The organism is Mycobacterium sp. ITM-2016-00316 (assembly GCF_002968335.2).
Taxonomy (GTDB): Bacteria; Actinomycetota; Actinomycetes; order Mycobacteriales; family Mycobacteriaceae; genus Mycobacterium.
In genome coordinates, this window is record NZ_CP134398.1 from 2,548,274 (window position 1) to 2,563,636 (window position 15,363).

Annotated in this window: 17 protein-coding genes; 6 read left to right on the plus strand and 11 right to left on the minus strand. The window is 66.8% G+C overall.

The window, feature by feature from the left end; all coding sequences use genetic code 11:
• Nucleotides 1-50 precede the first annotated feature (50 nt).
• Both C6A86_RS12340 and hisS read left to right on the plus strand, forming a co-directional pair.
• A complete protein-coding gene (locus tag C6A86_RS12340; RefSeq protein ID WP_105366211.1) occupies nt 51-731 on the plus strand; it encodes an MBL fold metallo-hydrolase in 681 nt (226 codons plus the stop codon).
• Between the two features lie 9 nt (nt 732-740).
• A complete protein-coding gene (gene hisS, locus C6A86_RS12345) occupies nt 741-2,000 on the plus strand; it encodes a histidine--tRNA ligase (protein WP_105366226.1) in 1,260 nt (419 codons plus the stop codon).
• Here hisS and C6A86_RS12350 read toward each other — a convergent pair.
• Nucleotides 1,997-2,551, minus strand: a complete 555-nt coding sequence (locus tag C6A86_RS12350; protein ID WP_199196436.1) for a hypothetical protein — start codon at nt 2,549-2,551, stop codon at nt 1,997-1,999. The two genes, hisS and C6A86_RS12350, sit on opposite strands and share 4 nt — an antisense overlap.
• A gap of 22 nt (nt 2,552-2,573) precedes the next feature.
• On the opposite strand from C6A86_RS12350, the gene dtd reads away from it, so the two are divergent.
• Complete coding sequence (dtd, locus tag C6A86_RS12355) at nt 2,574-3,005, plus strand: D-aminoacyl-tRNA deacylase (RefSeq protein WP_105366210.1); 432 nt, start codon at nt 2,574-2,576, stop codon at nt 3,003-3,005.
• Here the strand turns inward: dtd and urtE are convergent.
• The 5 genes from urtE to urtA are packed head-to-tail and all read right to left on the minus strand — an operon-like array spanning nt 3,002 to nt 7,834.
• Nucleotides 3,002-3,694 (minus strand): urea ABC transporter ATP-binding subunit UrtE, encoded by a 693-nt coding sequence (gene urtE, locus C6A86_RS12360; protein ID WP_105366209.1) that lies wholly within the window; start codon nt 3,692-3,694, stop codon nt 3,002-3,004. The genes dtd and urtE overlap by 4 nt on opposite strands.
• The gene (gene urtD, locus C6A86_RS12365) at nt 3,694-4,527 is read right to left on the minus strand and encodes an urea ABC transporter ATP-binding protein UrtD (protein WP_105366208.1); all 834 of its coding nucleotides are present in this window, start codon (nt 4,525-4,527) and stop codon (nt 3,694-3,696) included. Before urtD ends, urtE begins: the two co-directional genes overlap by 1 nt.
• Nucleotides 4,524-5,654, minus strand: coding sequence for an urea ABC transporter permease subunit UrtC (gene urtC / locus C6A86_RS12370; protein WP_105366207.1), 1,131 nt, complete (start codon nt 5,652-5,654; stop codon nt 4,524-4,526). Before urtC ends, urtD begins: the two co-directional genes overlap by 4 nt.
• A complete protein-coding gene (urtB, locus tag C6A86_RS12375; protein WP_057164982.1) occupies nt 5,651-6,535 on the minus strand; it encodes an urea ABC transporter permease subunit UrtB in 885 nt (294 codons plus the stop codon). The genes urtC and urtB overlap by 4 nt, the downstream gene beginning before the upstream one ends.
• A gap of 36 nt (nt 6,536-6,571) precedes the next feature.
• Nucleotides 6,572-7,834 (minus strand): urea ABC transporter substrate-binding protein, encoded by a 1,263-nt coding sequence (gene urtA, locus C6A86_RS12380; protein ID WP_105366206.1) that lies wholly within the window; start codon nt 7,832-7,834, stop codon nt 6,572-6,574.
• Nucleotides 7,835-8,064: 230 nt separating this feature from the next.
• On the opposite strand from urtA, the gene C6A86_RS12385 reads away from it, so the two are divergent.
• Together C6A86_RS12385 and C6A86_RS12390 are read left to right on the plus strand one after the other, a co-directional pair.
• Nucleotides 8,065-8,496 carry a hypothetical protein gene (locus C6A86_RS12385; protein ID WP_199196435.1) on the plus strand — a complete coding sequence of 144 codons (432 nt, stop codon included), beginning with the start codon at nt 8,065-8,067 and terminating at the stop codon, nt 8,494-8,496.
• 48 nt (nt 8,497-8,544) lie between these two features.
• Nucleotides 8,545-9,561, plus strand: a complete 1,017-nt coding sequence (locus C6A86_RS12390) for an Rv2578c family radical SAM protein (protein WP_105366224.1) — start codon at nt 8,545-8,547, stop codon at nt 9,559-9,561.
• Nucleotides 9,562-9,573: 12 nt separating this feature from the next.
• Here the strand turns inward: C6A86_RS12390 and C6A86_RS12395 are convergent, their stop codons facing one another.
• Nucleotides 9,574-10,320, minus strand: coding sequence for a phytanoyl-CoA dioxygenase (locus C6A86_RS12395; protein WP_105366204.1), 747 nt, complete (start codon nt 10,318-10,320; stop codon nt 9,574-9,576).
• Between the two features lie 157 nt (nt 10,321-10,477).
• On the opposite strand from C6A86_RS12395, the gene C6A86_RS12400 reads away from it, so the two are divergent.
• Entirely contained in the window at nt 10,478-10,984 is a 507-nt protein-coding gene (locus tag C6A86_RS12400; RefSeq protein ID WP_105366203.1) for a hypothetical protein, read from the plus strand.
• Between the two features lie 9 nt (nt 10,985-10,993).
• Here the strand turns inward: C6A86_RS12400 and C6A86_RS12405 are convergent, their stop codons facing one another.
• The 4 genes from C6A86_RS12405 to C6A86_RS12420 are packed head-to-tail and all read right to left on the minus strand — an operon-like array spanning nt 10,994 to nt 15,314.
• A complete protein-coding gene (locus C6A86_RS12405; RefSeq protein ID WP_105366202.1) occupies nt 10,994-12,247 on the minus strand; it encodes an acyl-CoA dehydrogenase family protein in 1,254 nt (417 codons plus the stop codon).
• Nucleotides 12,244-13,374 (minus strand): acyl-CoA dehydrogenase family protein, encoded by a 1,131-nt coding sequence (locus tag C6A86_RS12410; RefSeq protein ID WP_105366201.1) that lies wholly within the window; start codon nt 13,372-13,374, stop codon nt 12,244-12,246. The genes C6A86_RS12405 and C6A86_RS12410 overlap by 4 nt, the downstream gene beginning before the upstream one ends.
• 13 nt (nt 13,375-13,387) lie before the next feature.
• Entirely contained in the window at nt 13,388-14,617 is a 1,230-nt protein-coding gene (locus tag C6A86_RS12415; protein WP_105366200.1) for an amidohydrolase family protein, read from the minus strand.
• A gap of 55 nt (nt 14,618-14,672) precedes the next feature.
• Nucleotides 14,673-15,314, minus strand: a complete 642-nt coding sequence (locus C6A86_RS12420) for a TetR/AcrR family transcriptional regulator (protein WP_105366199.1) — start codon at nt 15,312-15,314, stop codon at nt 14,673-14,675.
• Between the last annotated feature and the right edge of the window lie 49 nt (nt 15,315-15,363).

The following is a 15,363-nucleotide window of genomic DNA, read 5'->3' on the forward strand; positions in this document are numbered from 1 at the left end:
GCGACCCGCGCGAATACCGGTCGGGAAAGTGGACGTGGGAAACTTGCCCGGTGTTGATCACCGGATTCCCCGCGGGGGTGCTGGCGTGCAACTGCTACGTGCTGGCACCACACGCCGGTGCCGACGCCGTCATCGTCGACCCCGGTCAGTCGGCGTTCGGGCGGTTGAGCGCGATTCTCGACGAGCACCGGCTCACCCCGGCGGCGGTACTGCTGACCCACGGGCACATCGACCACATGTGGTCGGCGCAGAAGGTGGCCGACACCTACGGCTGCCCGGTGTACATCCATCCCGAGGACCGCGCGATGCTCACCGATCCGATCATGGATCTCAATGCGGCCGGGCGAGCGCAGTCGCTGGTGCTGGGGCTCGGCAAGCGCGCGGTGTCCGCGTTCTTCTCCGAACCACGCCAGGTCGTCGAGCTGGTCGAGGACGGTGTGCAGTTGGACCTCGGCGGTATCGCCGTGACGGTCGACCACACGCCCGGACACACGCCGGGATCGGTCTGCTTCCGGGTCGACGGGATGACGTTCACCGGCGACACCTTGTTCAAAGGTGCGATCGGCCGAAGTGATCTGCTCGGCGGCAGCGGCCGTCAGCTGCTGACCTCGATCGTGACAAAACTGTTGGTGCTCGACGACGACACCGTGGTACTACCTGGCCACGGTGAAAAATCCACCATCGGCATCGAACGCCGAACCAATCCGTTCCTCGAAGGTCTGACTCTGTGAGTGAATACCGTGACTGATTTCAGGGCGCCGAAGGGCGTGCCGGACTATCTGCCGCCCGACTCCGCCGCGTTCGTGGCGGTGCGTGACGGCCTGCTGGGCGCTGCCCGGCGCGCCGGCTACGGCGATGTCGAGTTGCCGATCTTCGAGGACACCGCGCTGTTCGCCCGCGGCGTCGGCGAGTCCACCGACGTGGTCAGCAAGGAGATGTACACCTTCGCCGACCGCGGTGAGCGGTCGGTGACGCTGCGGCCCGAGGGCACCGCCGGTGTCATGCGCGCGGTCATCGAGCACGGCCTGGACCGCGGGCAGTTGCCGGTCAAACTCTGCTATGCGGGCCCGTTCTTCCGGTACGAGCGCCCGCAGGCCGGTCGCTACCGCCAGCTGCAGCAGGTCGGGGTGGAGGCCATCGGGGTCGACGATCCGGCGCTCGACGCCGAGGTGATCGCCGTGGCCGATGGCGGTTTCCGGTCTCTCGGGCTGGACGGTTTCCGCCTGGAGATCACTTCGCTTGGCGACGAGACGTGCCGCCCGCAGTACCGGGAGTTGCTGCAGGAGTTCCTGTTCGGGCTCGACCTGGACGAGGAGACCCGCCGGCGCGCGGAGATCAACCCGCTGCGGGTGCTCGACGACAAGCGTCCCGCGGTGCGGGAGATGACCGCCGCAGCGCCGCTGATGCTCGATCACCTCTCCGATGTGGCCAAGGCACACTTCGAGACCGTGCTGGCCCACCTGGACGCGCTCGGGGTGCCCTATGTGGTGAACCCGCGCATGGTGCGCGGGCTGGACTACTACACGAAGACCACCTTCGAGTTCGTCCACGACGGACTGGGCGCCCAATCCGGTATCGGCGGCGGTGGCCGCTACGACGGCCTGATGAGCCAGCTCGGCGGGCAGGAGCTGTCCGGGATCGGATTCGGGCTCGGGGTCGACCGCACACTGCTGGCGCTCAAGTCCGAGGGCAAGTCCGTCGGCGCCACCAACCGGGTCGACGTGTACGGCGTGCCTCTGGGGGAGACGGCCAAGCTCGAATTGGCGAAGCTGGCTGCTGCGTTGCGCACCAACGGTATTCGTGTCGACCTGGCCTACGGTGACCGCAGCCTCAAGGCCTCGATGCGTGGCGCTGACCGATCCGGTGCTTCGATCGCCCTGGTGGCGGGGGACCGGGACATCGAGGCGGGCACCGTCGGGGTGAAGGACCTCGGCACCGGCGAGCAGGTCGACATCGCGATCGACGCGGTGGCCGCCGAGGTGCTTTCCCGCCTGAGTTAGCGCTCCGTGCCGAAGATCGCGGTGGACAGCACCGCGTCCATACCGTGGATACGTCCGCCGAACGGGTTGCCGCGCTTGAGAACATAGGCGCCGTGCGGTGTGACGGCCACCAGCTTCGGTGAGCTGGACCCGATCTGCATCCGCTTCTCGAAGCGCACCTGATCCAGCCTGCCGACGACCTGTCCCACCCCATCCCGGTAGGTGCCGTCGCTGCGATCGAAGACGGCCACCGGCACGAAGGCGCTCAACGGTGCCGACCGGATGCGGCGCAACGAGCGGACGGTGAAGACCAGGGCCGCCGCGGCGGCGATGCCGACCGCGAGAATCACCAGACTCACCACCAGCGGCGGGTTCCTCTCGCCGCCGCCGAGCGCCATCGAGGTGGACACGACACCGAAGCCGCCGAAGACCAGGGTGATGACCAGCAGCACGAACGCCGCGATCTGGGTGAGGCCGCTGCCGCGATCGATCACCAGCACGTGCGGCCCGTCCTCGGCGACCACCAGGCCGCCCTGCTCGGCGAGGATGCGTGGCCCGCCCGGTGAGGTCATGAGAACACTCTAGGGTCGGAGCATGCGAGTTCTGGTGCAACGGGTGACATCGGCGCGGGTGGTGGTGGACGGCGCGACCGTCGGGCAGATCGAGCCGGCGGGTCAGGGCCTGCTCGCCCTGGTCGGGATCACCCACACCGATGACGGCGCCCTGGCCGCCAAGATGGCCGAAAAGCTCTGGCGGTTAAGGATTCTCGACGAGGAGCAGGCCGCCGCCGACACCGGCGCGCCGATCCTGGTGGTCAGCCAGTTCACCCTGTACGCCAACACCGTCAAGGGTCGCCGCCCGTCATGGAACGCCGCCGCGCCCCGCCCGGTCGCCGAACCGCTCATCGACGCGTTCGCCGATGCCCTGCGTGCGCTCGGTGCGTCGGTGCAGACCGGCGTGTTCGGGGCGCACATGGACGTCGAGCTCGTCAACGACGGCCCGGTGACGGTGCTGCTGGAGCTTTAGATCGCCATGGCCGCGCGCACCTCGGCCTCCGACGCCGATCCGCCGGTGCCGCTGGAGGTCACCCGGCCGGCCTCCAGGATGTAGTAGCGCTGCGCGGATTCCAGGGCGAAGCCGATGTGCTGCTCGACCAGCAGCACACCGAGATCGCCGCGGCCCGTCAACGCGGTGATCGCGGCCTCGATCTCGGCCACCACCGACGGTTGGATGCCCTCGGTCGGTTCGTCGAGGATCAGGCACTTCGGGGTGGTGATCAGGGCACGCGCGATCGCCAGTTGCTGGCGCTGACCTCCGGAGAGCAACCCGGCCCGTCGGGTCAGCAATTCCTTGAGCGCGGGGAACAGGTCGAGCTGCTCGTCGATCAGCTTCTTGCCGTTCTTCCGTCCGTCGGCCACCACCTGGAGGTTTTCCGCGGTGGTGAGCTGCCCGAACGATTGCTGGCCCTGTGGCACATAGGCCAGGCCCCTGGCCACCCGGGCGCTGGGCCGCAACTTGGTGATGTCGTCACCGTCGAACAGGACCTTGCCCGCACTGCATTTCAGCAGCCCGACCGCGGCGCGCAGCAGGGTGGTCTTGCCCGCACCGTTGTGGCCCATCACCGCGGCCACCCCGTCGGAGGGAACCTGCAGGTTGACCCCGTGAATGACCTCGGAGCGGCCGTAGCCGGTCCGGACGTCGACGAGTTCGAGCATCAGGACTCCTCCTTGAGTTCATCGGGTACGCCCTCGGTGCCCGCCGCCGCGGTGCCGAGGTAGACCTCCTGCACCTTCGGGTTGGCCTGCACTTCGGCCACCGAACCCTCCGCGATCACCTGACCGCGGGCCAGCACCGTCACCGATGTCGCGAACGCCCGCATGAAGTCCATGTCGTGCTCGACGACCACCACGGTGCGCTCACCGCCGATGCGGCGCAGCAGGTTTCCGGTCTCTTCGCGTTCCTCGTGACTCATCCCGGCGACCGGCTCGTCGAGCAGCAGCACATCGGCGTTCTGCACCAGCAGCATGCCGATCTCCAGCCACTGCTTCTGACCGTGCGCCAGCACCCCGGCGGGCTTGTCGGCGAGATCGGCCAGCCCGGTGATCTCCAGGGCCTCTTCGATGGCGGGCAGCACACTGGAGCGACGGCGCAGCAATGTCAGCACGGACCGTCCCGCACCCGCCGCGATGTCCAGGTTCTGCAGCACCGTCAGCTGCTCGAACACGCTGGCCGTCTGGAACGTCCGCCCGACACCGCGCCGAGCGATCTGGTGCACCTTCTTGCCGAGCAGTTCCACGCCGGACTTGCTCACCGAACCGGTGCCCGACACCAGGCCGGTGATCGCGTCGATCACGGTGGTCTTGCCGGCGCCGTTGGGGCCGATCAGGAAGCGCAGGTCGCCTTGGAAGAGGGTGAGATCCACATCGCTGACGGCCTTGAAACCGTCGAAATCGACGGTGAGTCCACGGACTTCCAGATACTGGGTACCCATGCCGACGTTGCCGCCGGGAGCGGGCTCCGGGTGGGCTTCGGTCTCTACTGCGCTCATGCGTTGGCTCCGGCCTTCTCTGGTTCCGGGTCGGGGTCGGGTAACGATGCAGGGTCGGGCGCCGGTCCTTCTCCCAGATCCGGCTTGCCCTTGCGGCGCCGGCGCAGGAACACGCCCAGCCCGGCCAGCCCGGCCGGGAAGAAGCCGACGACGACGATGAACAACAGACCCTGCGCGTAGGTCCACTCCGACGGAAAGCGTTCGGACAGCAGGGTTTGCGCCCAGGCCACCCCGATGGCGCCGAGGACCGGCCCGAGCAGGGTGGTGCGCCCGCCGATGGCGACGCCGATCAGGAACGCGATCGAGGGCAGGATGCCCACCTGCGACGGTGCGATGAAGCCCACGATCGGGGCGAACAGTGCACCGGCGATGCTGGCGAACAGCGCGGCCACCACATAGGCGACCACCTTGATATTGGCCGGGTCGTAGCCCAGGAAGCGCACCCGCTCCTCACCGTCACGCACGGCGACGAGCAGCTCCCCGTAGCGGCTCTGCATCAGTTGGCGCACCACCGCGACCGATCCCAGCAGCACCGCGGCGGCGATGAAGTAGAGCATCTGCTTGTTCACCGGGTCCTTGAGCGAGAACCCGAAGAACGTGCGGAAGTTGGTCAACCCGTTGCTGCCCCCGACGCTGGTCTGCCCGATCAGCAGAATGGCCAGTGCGGCCGCCAGCGCCTGGGACAGGATCGCGAAATAGGCGCCCTTGACCCGGCGTTTGAACACACCGAACCCGAGCAGCGCCGCGATCCCGGTGGGGATCACCACGATGGCCACCAGGGTGACGACCGGGGAGGCGAACGGCTGCCAGTACCCGGGCAGTTCCCGCACACCGGCGATCTGCATGAAGTCCGGCACGTCCTGGTTGGTCAGCGCCGCGTCGGAGATCTTCAGGTGCATGCCCATGATGTAGCCGCCGAGGCCGAAGAACACGCCCTGACCCAGCACCAGCATTCCGCCACGGCCCCAAGCCAATCCGATACCGACGGCGACGATCGCGAAGCACAGGAACTTCGCCAGCAGCCCGAGCCGGAAATCGGACAGGATCGCGGGAGCCAGACCGAACAACACGATGGCGCCGACACCGAAGCCGGCCCATGTCTGCCAACGACCGATGAGTTGTTTCACACCAGACTCCTCGTTCGAACCGTGAACAGGCCCTGCGGGCGGACCTGCAGGAAGAACACGATGATCACGAACAGAATCACCTTGGCCAGCGAGGCCGTGGTGCTGTACTCGATGAACGAATTCAGGAAGCCGAGCCCGAGCGCGGCGATGACGGTGCCCTTGATCTGTCCCAGGCCACCGACCACCACGACCAGGAACGCGTCGATCAGATAGCTCTGCCCGGTGGTCGGGCTGGTCGAGCCGATCAGCGTCAGTGCCACCCCGGCCACCCCGGCCAGGCCGGAACCGATGAAGAACGTGGTGATATCGGTGCGTCGGGACGAGATTCCGCTGGTCTCGGCCAGGTCCCGGTTCTGCACGACCGCGCGGATCCGCCGGCCCATCGGGCTGGCCTTCAGTGCCGTCGCCAGTGCCACGACGGCCACGGCGGCCAGCACCAGGATGAAGATGCGGGTCTTGGGCACCACCGCGCCCAGGATCTCTACACCACCGGAAAGCCATTCCGGCGCAACGACGTTGACCGCCGGAGCGCCGAAGATGTCACGCGCGATCTGTTGCAGGATCAGGCCGACACCGAAGGTCACCAGCAGGGTGTCCAAGGGCCGGTCATACATCCGCTGGATCAGCGTGACCTCCAGCAGGACGCCCATCGCGCCGCCGACGAGGAAGCCGACGACCAGGGAGATCAGCAGTGAGGCACCGGTGTTCGAGATGACCTGCTGCACCACATAGGCGGTGTAGCAGCCGGCCATGATGAATTCGCCGTGCGCCATGTTGATGACGCCCATCTGGCCGAAGGTCAGTGAGAGGCCTAGTGCAGCGAGCAACAGGATCGAGCCGAGGCTCAATCCTGTTGCCAGCTGTCCGATCAGGACATCCATGCTGTACTTATTCCCCCGTCGCTTCGCTCGCCCCGATCACCCGGAGAGTCCGGCGGCCCACGGGTAGGACTTCAGGTACGGGTCCGGCTCGATCGGGCCGGGGGACTCCCACACCGTGTAGATGAGGCCGTCGGGCTTGATCTCGCCGATGCGGGCCGTCTTGGTGATGTGGTTGTTCTCACCGTCGATGGTCACCTTGCCCTCGGGGGCGTCGAAGCTGACCCCGCCGGCGTTGTCCTGAATTGCCTTGACGTCGAACGACCCCGCCTTCTCGACGGTGTTCTTCCACAGGTACACCGAGACATAGGCGGCCTCCATCGGATCCGAGGTCGGCTTGTTCTCGCCGTAGGCCTTCTTGTAGGCGGCCACGAACGCGTTGTTCACCGGGGTGTCGATGGTCTGGTAGTAGTTCCACGCGGTCAGCTGATCGGTGATGTTCTGCACGCCGATGCCGCCGACCTCTTCCTCGGCGATGGACACCGAGACCACCGGCATCGCCTGCGGGGTCAGGCCCACGTTCTTGTACTCACGGAAGAACGCCACGTTGGAGTCGCCGTTGAGGGTGTTGAACACCGCGTCGGCGTCGGCCGTGCGGACCTTGTTGATGATGGTGGAGAAATCGGTCGAGCCCAGCGGCGTGTAGTCCTCGCCCTTGATCTCCATCCCGTTGGCCGCTGCGTACGCCTTGATGATCCGGTTGGCGGTCTGCGGGAAGACGTAGTCGCTGCCCACCAGGTAGAGCGACTTGGTGCCCTTTTCCTTGAGGTAGTCCAGCGCCGGGACGATCTGCTGGTTCGTCGTCGCACCGGTGTAGAAGATGTTCTTGCTGGACTCCAGGCCCTCGTATTGCACGGGGTAGTAGAGCAGCGAGTTGTTGCTCTCGAACACCGGCAGCATGGCCTTGCGGCTCGACGAGGTCCAGCCACCGAAAACGGCTGCGACGCAGTCGCTGCTGATCAGCTTCTCGGCCTTCTCGGCGAACACGGTGGGTTCGGAGGCGCCGTCCTCGCCGACGATCTCGATCTGCTTGTCCAGCACGCCACCGGCGGCATTGATCTCGTCGACGGCGAGCTTGATGGCATCACGCACGGTGACCTCGGAGATGGCCATGGTGCCCGACAGCGAGTTCAGGGAACCGACCTTGACGGTGGAACCCGAGGTGTCCACACAGGAGGCAGCCGCAGCGCCCTCTTCGTCGCTGGCCTTGCTACCGCACGCAGAGAGCACCATCGAGGCGGTGACCACGACGCTCCCCGCTATCAATGCTGATCTGTTGAACATCGGTCGGGGGAGTCGCATCTAAGGCCTTTCCTTCGATTTCGGTGCATCGTCAGAACTTTCGGAACCCGAGTGGGTGTCGAATCGGCACGTTAGGACGCCTAGGTTTCTGTGAAATTTCTCTATGTGACGAACAAATTAACCTGTGGCTCGACGGGTGTTATCCGTTCATTCACCGGGTACAAGTCGCCGCCGGGCGGTGCGCAACGGTCGGTTGTAACGATCCGGTAGCGTCCGGCGATGTGATGGGCATGCGAAAAACCACGAGCAAGGTAGGAGCTGTCGCCGGCGCTGCGGCGATGGTGGCGGGCGCGGCGCTCGCCTTCGGCACCGCGACGGCCAGTGCTGAGCCGGACGGTCAGCTGGTGCGCTACACCCTGACCTCGGGGGCGCCCTATCAGTTCCAGGTGTTCTACCTGACGGCGCAGCCGCCGAGCATGGAGGCCTACAACGCCGACGCCTACACCTTCGCGAAGCGCGAGACCATCACCGTGGGTCCCGGGGCGCCGTGGGTGTTCGAAACCACGCTCGCCGATCCGCAGTGGGCCATCCTGCAGGTGAGTAGCACGACGAAGGGGTCGGTCGGCCCGCCGAACGCGCATTGCGATATCGCTGCCGGCGACCAGATCATCGCCGCGCAGGACAACCCCTACAGCGTCACGTGCCAGGGCACCCAGTGGTGACCGTCTGACGGCTTGACATTCCCATCGAACAGATGTTCGATGGGAATCATGCGATGGGACGGGCAGAGTGTGCGCGCCGACGACGGTGCGCTGCCGGGTCTGGCCCGGCTCGGTTTCGTCCGGACCGTCCGCACGCCGGAGTTCGACGGGATCACCTTCCACGAGATCCTGTGCAAATCCGCGCTGAACAAGGTGCCCGATGCGGCCATGCTGCCGTTCCGGTACACCGTCAACGGCTACCGCGGCTGCTCGCATGCCTGCCGGTACTGTTTCGCCCGGCCAACCCACGAGTACCTGGATTTCGATCCCGGTGCCGACTTCGACACCCAGGTCGTGGTGAAAACCAATGTGGCCGAAGTGCTTTCCCGTGAGCTCCGTCGACCCTCATGGGCCCGGGAGACGGTCGCGCTGGGCACCAACACCGATCCCTATCAGCGGGCCGAGGGACGTTACCGGCTGATGCCGGGCATCCTGACCGCGCTCGCCGAATCCGGTACCTCGTACTCGATCCTGACCAAGGGCACCCTGTTGCGCCGCGATCTGCCGTTGATCGCCGAGGCCGAGCATGACGGGCCGGGTGCCAGTGTGTCGATCTCGCTGGCGGTGATCGATCCGGAGCTTCAGCGTGACATCGAACCCGGCACACCGTCCCCGCAGGCGCGGCTGGCGCTGATCTCGGCCATCCGTGACGCGGGCCTGAACTGCCACGTGATGGTCGCGCCCGTGCTGCCCGGCCTGACCGATTCCACCGAGCATCTCGATGCGCTGCTGCACGCCATCGCCGACGCGGGCGCGACGGGCGCCACCGTGTTCGGGCTGCACCTGCGCGGTTCCACCCGGGGGTGGTTCATGCAGTGGCTACAGCGTGCGCATCCCGAGCTCGTCTTCCGATACCGGAGTCTGTACCGGCGCGGGGCCTATCTCCCGCCGGAGTACCGCGATGAGCTGCGTGCCCGGGTGGCGCCGCTGCTCACGCGGTACCGATTGACTGGGCGTGGGCCCATGGCGCGCGCCGGTGCCGTTTCCTCCGAAGTCACGGCACCGGCGCACCCCACCTTGTTCTGACGAGTGGAGCCGTCACGGCGTGAGCCCGCGCACTACCGCGGCGGCCACCGGGCTCGGATGCTCGGCCTCGAGGTCGAGTTCGCCGGTGGGTTCCAGGGGAGGCTGGGCCATGAACCGGGGGACCGCGCCACGGTGCGCGGTCGCGGTGTGCACCACGAACGGGTGGCACAGGTAGACGTCACCGATGCGTCCGGTGGCCGAGACGACATCGCAGTTCTCGGTGGCCGGGACCACCTTCTCGCAGATCGGCATCCATGGAGCGCCGTCGGACCCGTACTCGGCCAACACTTTCGGTACGGCCAGATGCGAGCCGACCCGGATCGCGGTCGGTGCATCATCGGGGCCGACGTCGGAATACAGGAACAGCATCAGCAATGCGCGGCCGCGGGACCGCAGGCTCAACCGCGGACCCTCGGCGTCATGGAACGATGCCTCGACATGCCATCCCGCCTCAGGTGGCGCCGCGGTGCTCGGAAAGCGCAGGGGGAAGGTACCCATCCCGAGCCGGGGTTGCCAACCATCGCGCCCGACAAGGACATCGAACGCCTCGGTGAGAACGTCGGTGTTGGCCGACGCCGTGAAATCCGGGGTCGCCATGGCGGTCACCCTGATCAGCGATTCCGTCCAACTCGTGGGATCGGCAGGGTCCAGGCCGGTGGCCCTCCACAGCTGGTCGTGGCAGCGCAGGCCCAGTTCGCGGTCGAAGGCGGACTCGATTTTGAGGTAGCCGTCACTGATGAAGCGGTCCACGTCGAGCATGCAGCCATCCTTGTTGCTGCCGGAGCACCGAAGCAACCGAATTTCCGGCATCCGCAGCAAGATCCGACACATGCGCAGGCCGCGCCACCCGCCCGCCGTGTCACGGCTTTACGCTTTCGCGCCCCGCGGGTCGCGGAAGCGAGTATGTATTCGAAGTATGACCACGCAAAAACTGTTGAGTTCGTTGAGCGAATCCGACCTGCTGTTGGTGCGGGAAACGGCCCAGGGCGAACTGAGTGCGCTCGACGAAGACGGACTCCTCGACCTGCACGCGCGGGTGCGTCGCGCGCGCAACAAGCATGTCGGGATGTATCGGCGCCAAGCCTCCGCGCGGGTGCCGGCCAAGGGTGCTCGCGGCAAGGCGCGTCCGGCCAATGCCAACAACGCCGCCCGCGCCGAGATCTTCGAGGACGCGCTGGCACGGGTGAGTCGCCAACTCGGTGCCGCCGCCCGGCAGAGTGCACGCGATCTCAAGGATGAGCGTCTGGCGATGGCGCGCAACGAGTCCCCGAAGGCTGCGCCGCCCGCGAAAGTGGCACGCAGCTCCGGGGTCACGACGCGCGTGCTGGCCGACAAGACCAGGCAGTCACCCGGCCGCAAGAAGCGCGAGGCGAGCTCGATCGCCGCGGGCGCCCGGCGCCAGGCCAAGCGCGACAGCCGGTGAACCGAACATCTAGACCTTGTTGCGTTTGACCTGATTGAACGGAACGCCACGATCGGCGGCCGGTTCGCGAGGGAAGCCGAGAACCCGCTCGCTGATGACGTTGCGGGCCATCTCGGAGCTGCCGCCGCCCAGTGAACCCGTTTGCCGGGACAGGTAGCGCACGCCGATCTCCTGCAGCCCGGTGCCGTCATCGATCACCCCGGCGGTGCCGGCGATGGCCAGCGCGGTGTCGACCTCGAGTTCGGTGGTCTCGGCGTGGAACAACCGGATCAAGGTGCCGGCGTTCGGCGGCAGCGAGCCGTTCGCGATGCACCGGGACACGTGGTCGATGAGCTGATCCTTGACGATGCGACGAGCCAGCGCACGGCCGGCCAGGTCCTGCACCCGGGCGTCGCCGCCCTGTCCGGTGGCCTCGGCCAGGCCCACATGATCGGGCGGCATCTCGCTGGCGTTCTCGGCGCCTGTGCCACTGGCGAATTCGGATCCGCCACCGACGGCACGCCGCTCGTGGTGCAACTGGCGCGACGCCACGGTCCAGCCGTCGTTGACCGCACCGACCACGGCGTCATCGCCGAGTTCGAGACCGTCGAAGAACTCCTCGCAGAACTCCTCGTTGCCGTTGACCTCGGTGATCCGGCGCATCGTGATCCCGGGCGCGGACAGCGGTACCAGGAACATGGTGAGGCCCGCGTGCTTGGGCACGGTCCAGTCGGTGCGGGCCAGCATCAAGCCGTAGTCGGCCGCGAACGCACTGGTGCTCCAGGTCTTGGCGCCGTTGATGACCCACTTGTCGCCGACCCGGTCGGCCCGGGTGATCACCCCGGCCAAGTCGGATCCGCCGCTGGGCTCCGACAGCAGCTGGCACAGGATCTCCTCACCCCGGATGGCCGCCGAGATGCGCTCGCGCTTCTGGTCCTCGCTGCCGACGTCCAGGATGGTCGCCGAGCAGATGGTGAATGACGGGGTGTTCAGGATCAGTGGCATCTCGTAGGCGCGGCATTCGGCGTTGAACGCCTTCTGGTAGGCCAGATCCAGTCCCAGTCCGCCGTATTCGCGGGGGAAGCAGATGCCGGCGAACCCACCCGCGTGCAGTTTCTGCTGCAGTTCCTTGGCGCGGTCCCACGACTGCTGTTCGGCGCGCACCATGAACGGGGGATTTTCCGGGTCGATCGGCGGCATGTTCTCTGCCAGCCATGCCCGTGCCCTGGCGCTGAAATCGGCGACCGACTCATCGGTGTGGGTGGAGATCGCGGTGTCGGTCATGCGGGAACCTTTCGGCTCAGTTCGAAGATGACTCGGTGGTGGTCCTCGGGCGAGCCGAACATCGCCCGGTTCAGGGCCGCCCGCCGCAGATACAGGTGCAGGTCATGCTCCCAGGTCACGCCGATGCCGCCGTGCAGCTGCACACAGTCCTGCAGCATCACCGGGGCACGTTCGCCGACATAGGCTTTCGCGACACTGACGAACTTGCGTGCGTCCGGGGACCGGGCGCCGACGGCTTCGGCGGCACCGGCGGTGGTGGCCCGGGCGGCCTCGAACCACAGTTTCATATCCGCGAACCGATGCTTGAGGGCCTGATAGGAGGCCAGCGGCCGGCCGAAGCTGTGCCGGTCGAGCAGCCATTGATTGGTCATCGCCAGCACCGCGTCCAGGATGCCGACGGTCTCGGCGCATTGCAGCACCAGCGCCACCTGGCGCTGGCGTTCGATCACCTCGGCGGTCTGCTCGGCCGAGCCCAGCACCGCGGCGGCATCGACCCGGACGCCGTCGAATGAGATTCGGGCGTAGCGCTTCACCATGTCCACCGAGCGCTGGGTCTCGATGCTCACGCCGGCCGCGTCGGCGGGCACCACGAACTGCCGCACCGCGCCGTCCAGCCTCGCCGTCACCAGCAGCACGTCGGCCGCATCGCCGGATTCGACGCGGTCCTTGACGCCGTCGAGCCGGTAGCCGCCATCGACGGCGGCCGCCGTCACGTCGGCGGTCAACGGGGAGAACGGATTACCGGGTTCATAGACCGCCCAACTCGCCACCGCTTCGCCGGAGACCAGCGACTCGATCGTCGATTCGTGACCGTCCGGCGCCTCGACGAGTCCGGCCAGCACCACGCTGACCGGGTGCAGCGGGCCGGGGGCGACGGTGCGTCCGGCCTGCTCGGCGAGTAGCGCGAGATCGGCCACTCCGTCACCGGAGACGCTGCCGCCGCCGAGTTCTTCGGGCACCAGCAGGCTCGTCCACCCCAGCTCGGCCGCGCGCTGCCACCACCGGGCGTCGAAAGAGCCCCCGCTGCCCTGTATCTCGCGCACCGTGCTCAGCGGGACCTCCTTGTCCAGGAAGGCCTGCGCGGTCGAGGCGAACAGCATCTGTTCCGGATTGGCCGCAGCGGTCATCGGAATCTCCTCCTCAGGCGAATGTCATGGCGGGCACGTCGGGCTTGTGCACGATCTGGTTGGGCACCTTGAAAAGGTCGATCAAGTTGGCGCCCATGACCTTCCGCACACCCTCATCGTCGAGGCCGTTGGCCTCCAGGTCGCCCACCAGGTTGATCGGATCGGCAAGGCCCTCGGGATGCGGCCAGTCCGAGCCGAAGATGATGCGGTCGATTCCGCACAGATCGGCCATGTCCTTGAAGTTGTCCTCCCAGAACGGAGCGACATACACGCACCGCCGGAACGCCTCGATCGGATCCTCGGGGAAGGAGTCCGGCATCTTCGAGTAGACGTCCTTGAACTGGTAGTGCAGGTAGGGCACCCAGGAGGCGCCGTTCTCGACGGACAGGATGCGCAGGTCCGGGTTGCGGGTCAGCGCACCGTGGCAGACCAGCGCGGCCATGGTGTCCTCGATGGGACGCTTGCCCATCGCGACCATCCGGAAAGACGTGGGAGAGAACGGCTTGAACTCCGTGGCCGGTTCCCAGTCGTTGAGGTAGTTGGAGTAGCCGCTGTCGGAGGCGTGCATCGCCACCGGGATGCCGGCCTTGACACACGCGTCCCAGAACGGATCGAACTCCTCCACACCCATGGAGCGGCTGCCGCGGTACCCCGGCACCGGTGCGGGCCGGACCAGGACGGTCTTGGCGCCGCGCTCCAGACACCATTCGAGTTCTTCCAGGGCGCGCTCGACATTGCCGAGGTTGATCACCGGGGTGGAGAAGATGCGGTCCTCGTAGTTGAACTGCCAGGTTTCGTACATCCACCGGTTCAGCGCATGCACGATGTCGAGAATCAGATCCGGGTCGTCCTTCAGGCGCTCTTCGACGAGGCTGGCCAGTGTCGGGAACATCAACGTGTAGTCCAGGCCCAGGCTGTCCAGGACCTCGAGGCGGGCTGCCGGATTGCGGAACGCCGGGATGGCCTTCATCGGCTTGCCCATCACCTCGCGGTAGCTCTTGCCGCCGCTGCCGTGCCGGAAGTAGTCCTCCTGCGCGCCGGGCCTTGCGACCACTTCGAAGGTCGGGTTGGGGATGTAGTCGCTGACCTGGTTGCGGACCATGATCTTGGTCCGGCCCCGGACCTCGATGTAGTCGATGACGCCTTTGCGGTGGTCCGGAAGGAATTGCGTCAGCGCTTCCTTGGGCTCGTAGAAGTGGTTATCGGCGTCGAACACCGGATACGACAGGGTGCGTGAGGGCATTTCCGTCTCCTGAAAGGCTGGTTTCCGTGGAGTGGTAATGACGTTACCACGATCGTCAGAGGGGGTGACCGGGGTCGCGCAGCAGGCTGCGGACACAGAACTCGAAGATGTGGCTTCCCTCAACGGGGGCGCCGTTCAGCTCCGCGCCGAGCACGCGGAGGCGCAGCGCGCCGAGCACGGTCTGCATGATGAGCGCGGACGCGGTGTCCGTCTCGGTGGCCGACGCCTCGCGGAACACGCCTTCGGCGATACCCGCGGCGATGATGTCGCTGATCAGCAGGTGCAGCGGCGACAACACACGGGCGTACTCGCGGGGCAGCGTCTCGGCGAGATGGTCGTTGTAGAAGGTCAGGCCGCGGTTGATGCTGTCCTGTTTGGTCGATGCGGCCGGGGCGCTGATCCGGTCGATCAGGCTGCGTAGCGCGGAGATGGCGTCCAGATCCGCCACGTCTGCGCGCCAGCGGGCCGCCGACTCCGACATGATCCTGTCGACGAGCGCGAGCAGCAGCTCGTCCTTGGTCGAATAGTGCTGGTAGAACGACCGCAGCGACGTCTTCGACCGTTCGACGACCGCCAGCACGGTGAAATCGGTGCGGCCCGTCTCGCCGAGGATCTCCAGAGCGGACTTCATGAACCGCGCGGGCCGCGACTCGGCTTCCTCCGCGGCTGCCGGTGTGCGCGCCGTCGACTTGGCCATTTGCGGACCCCCTCTGGACCGGAACCATTGTGCAACACGTGAGAATGAC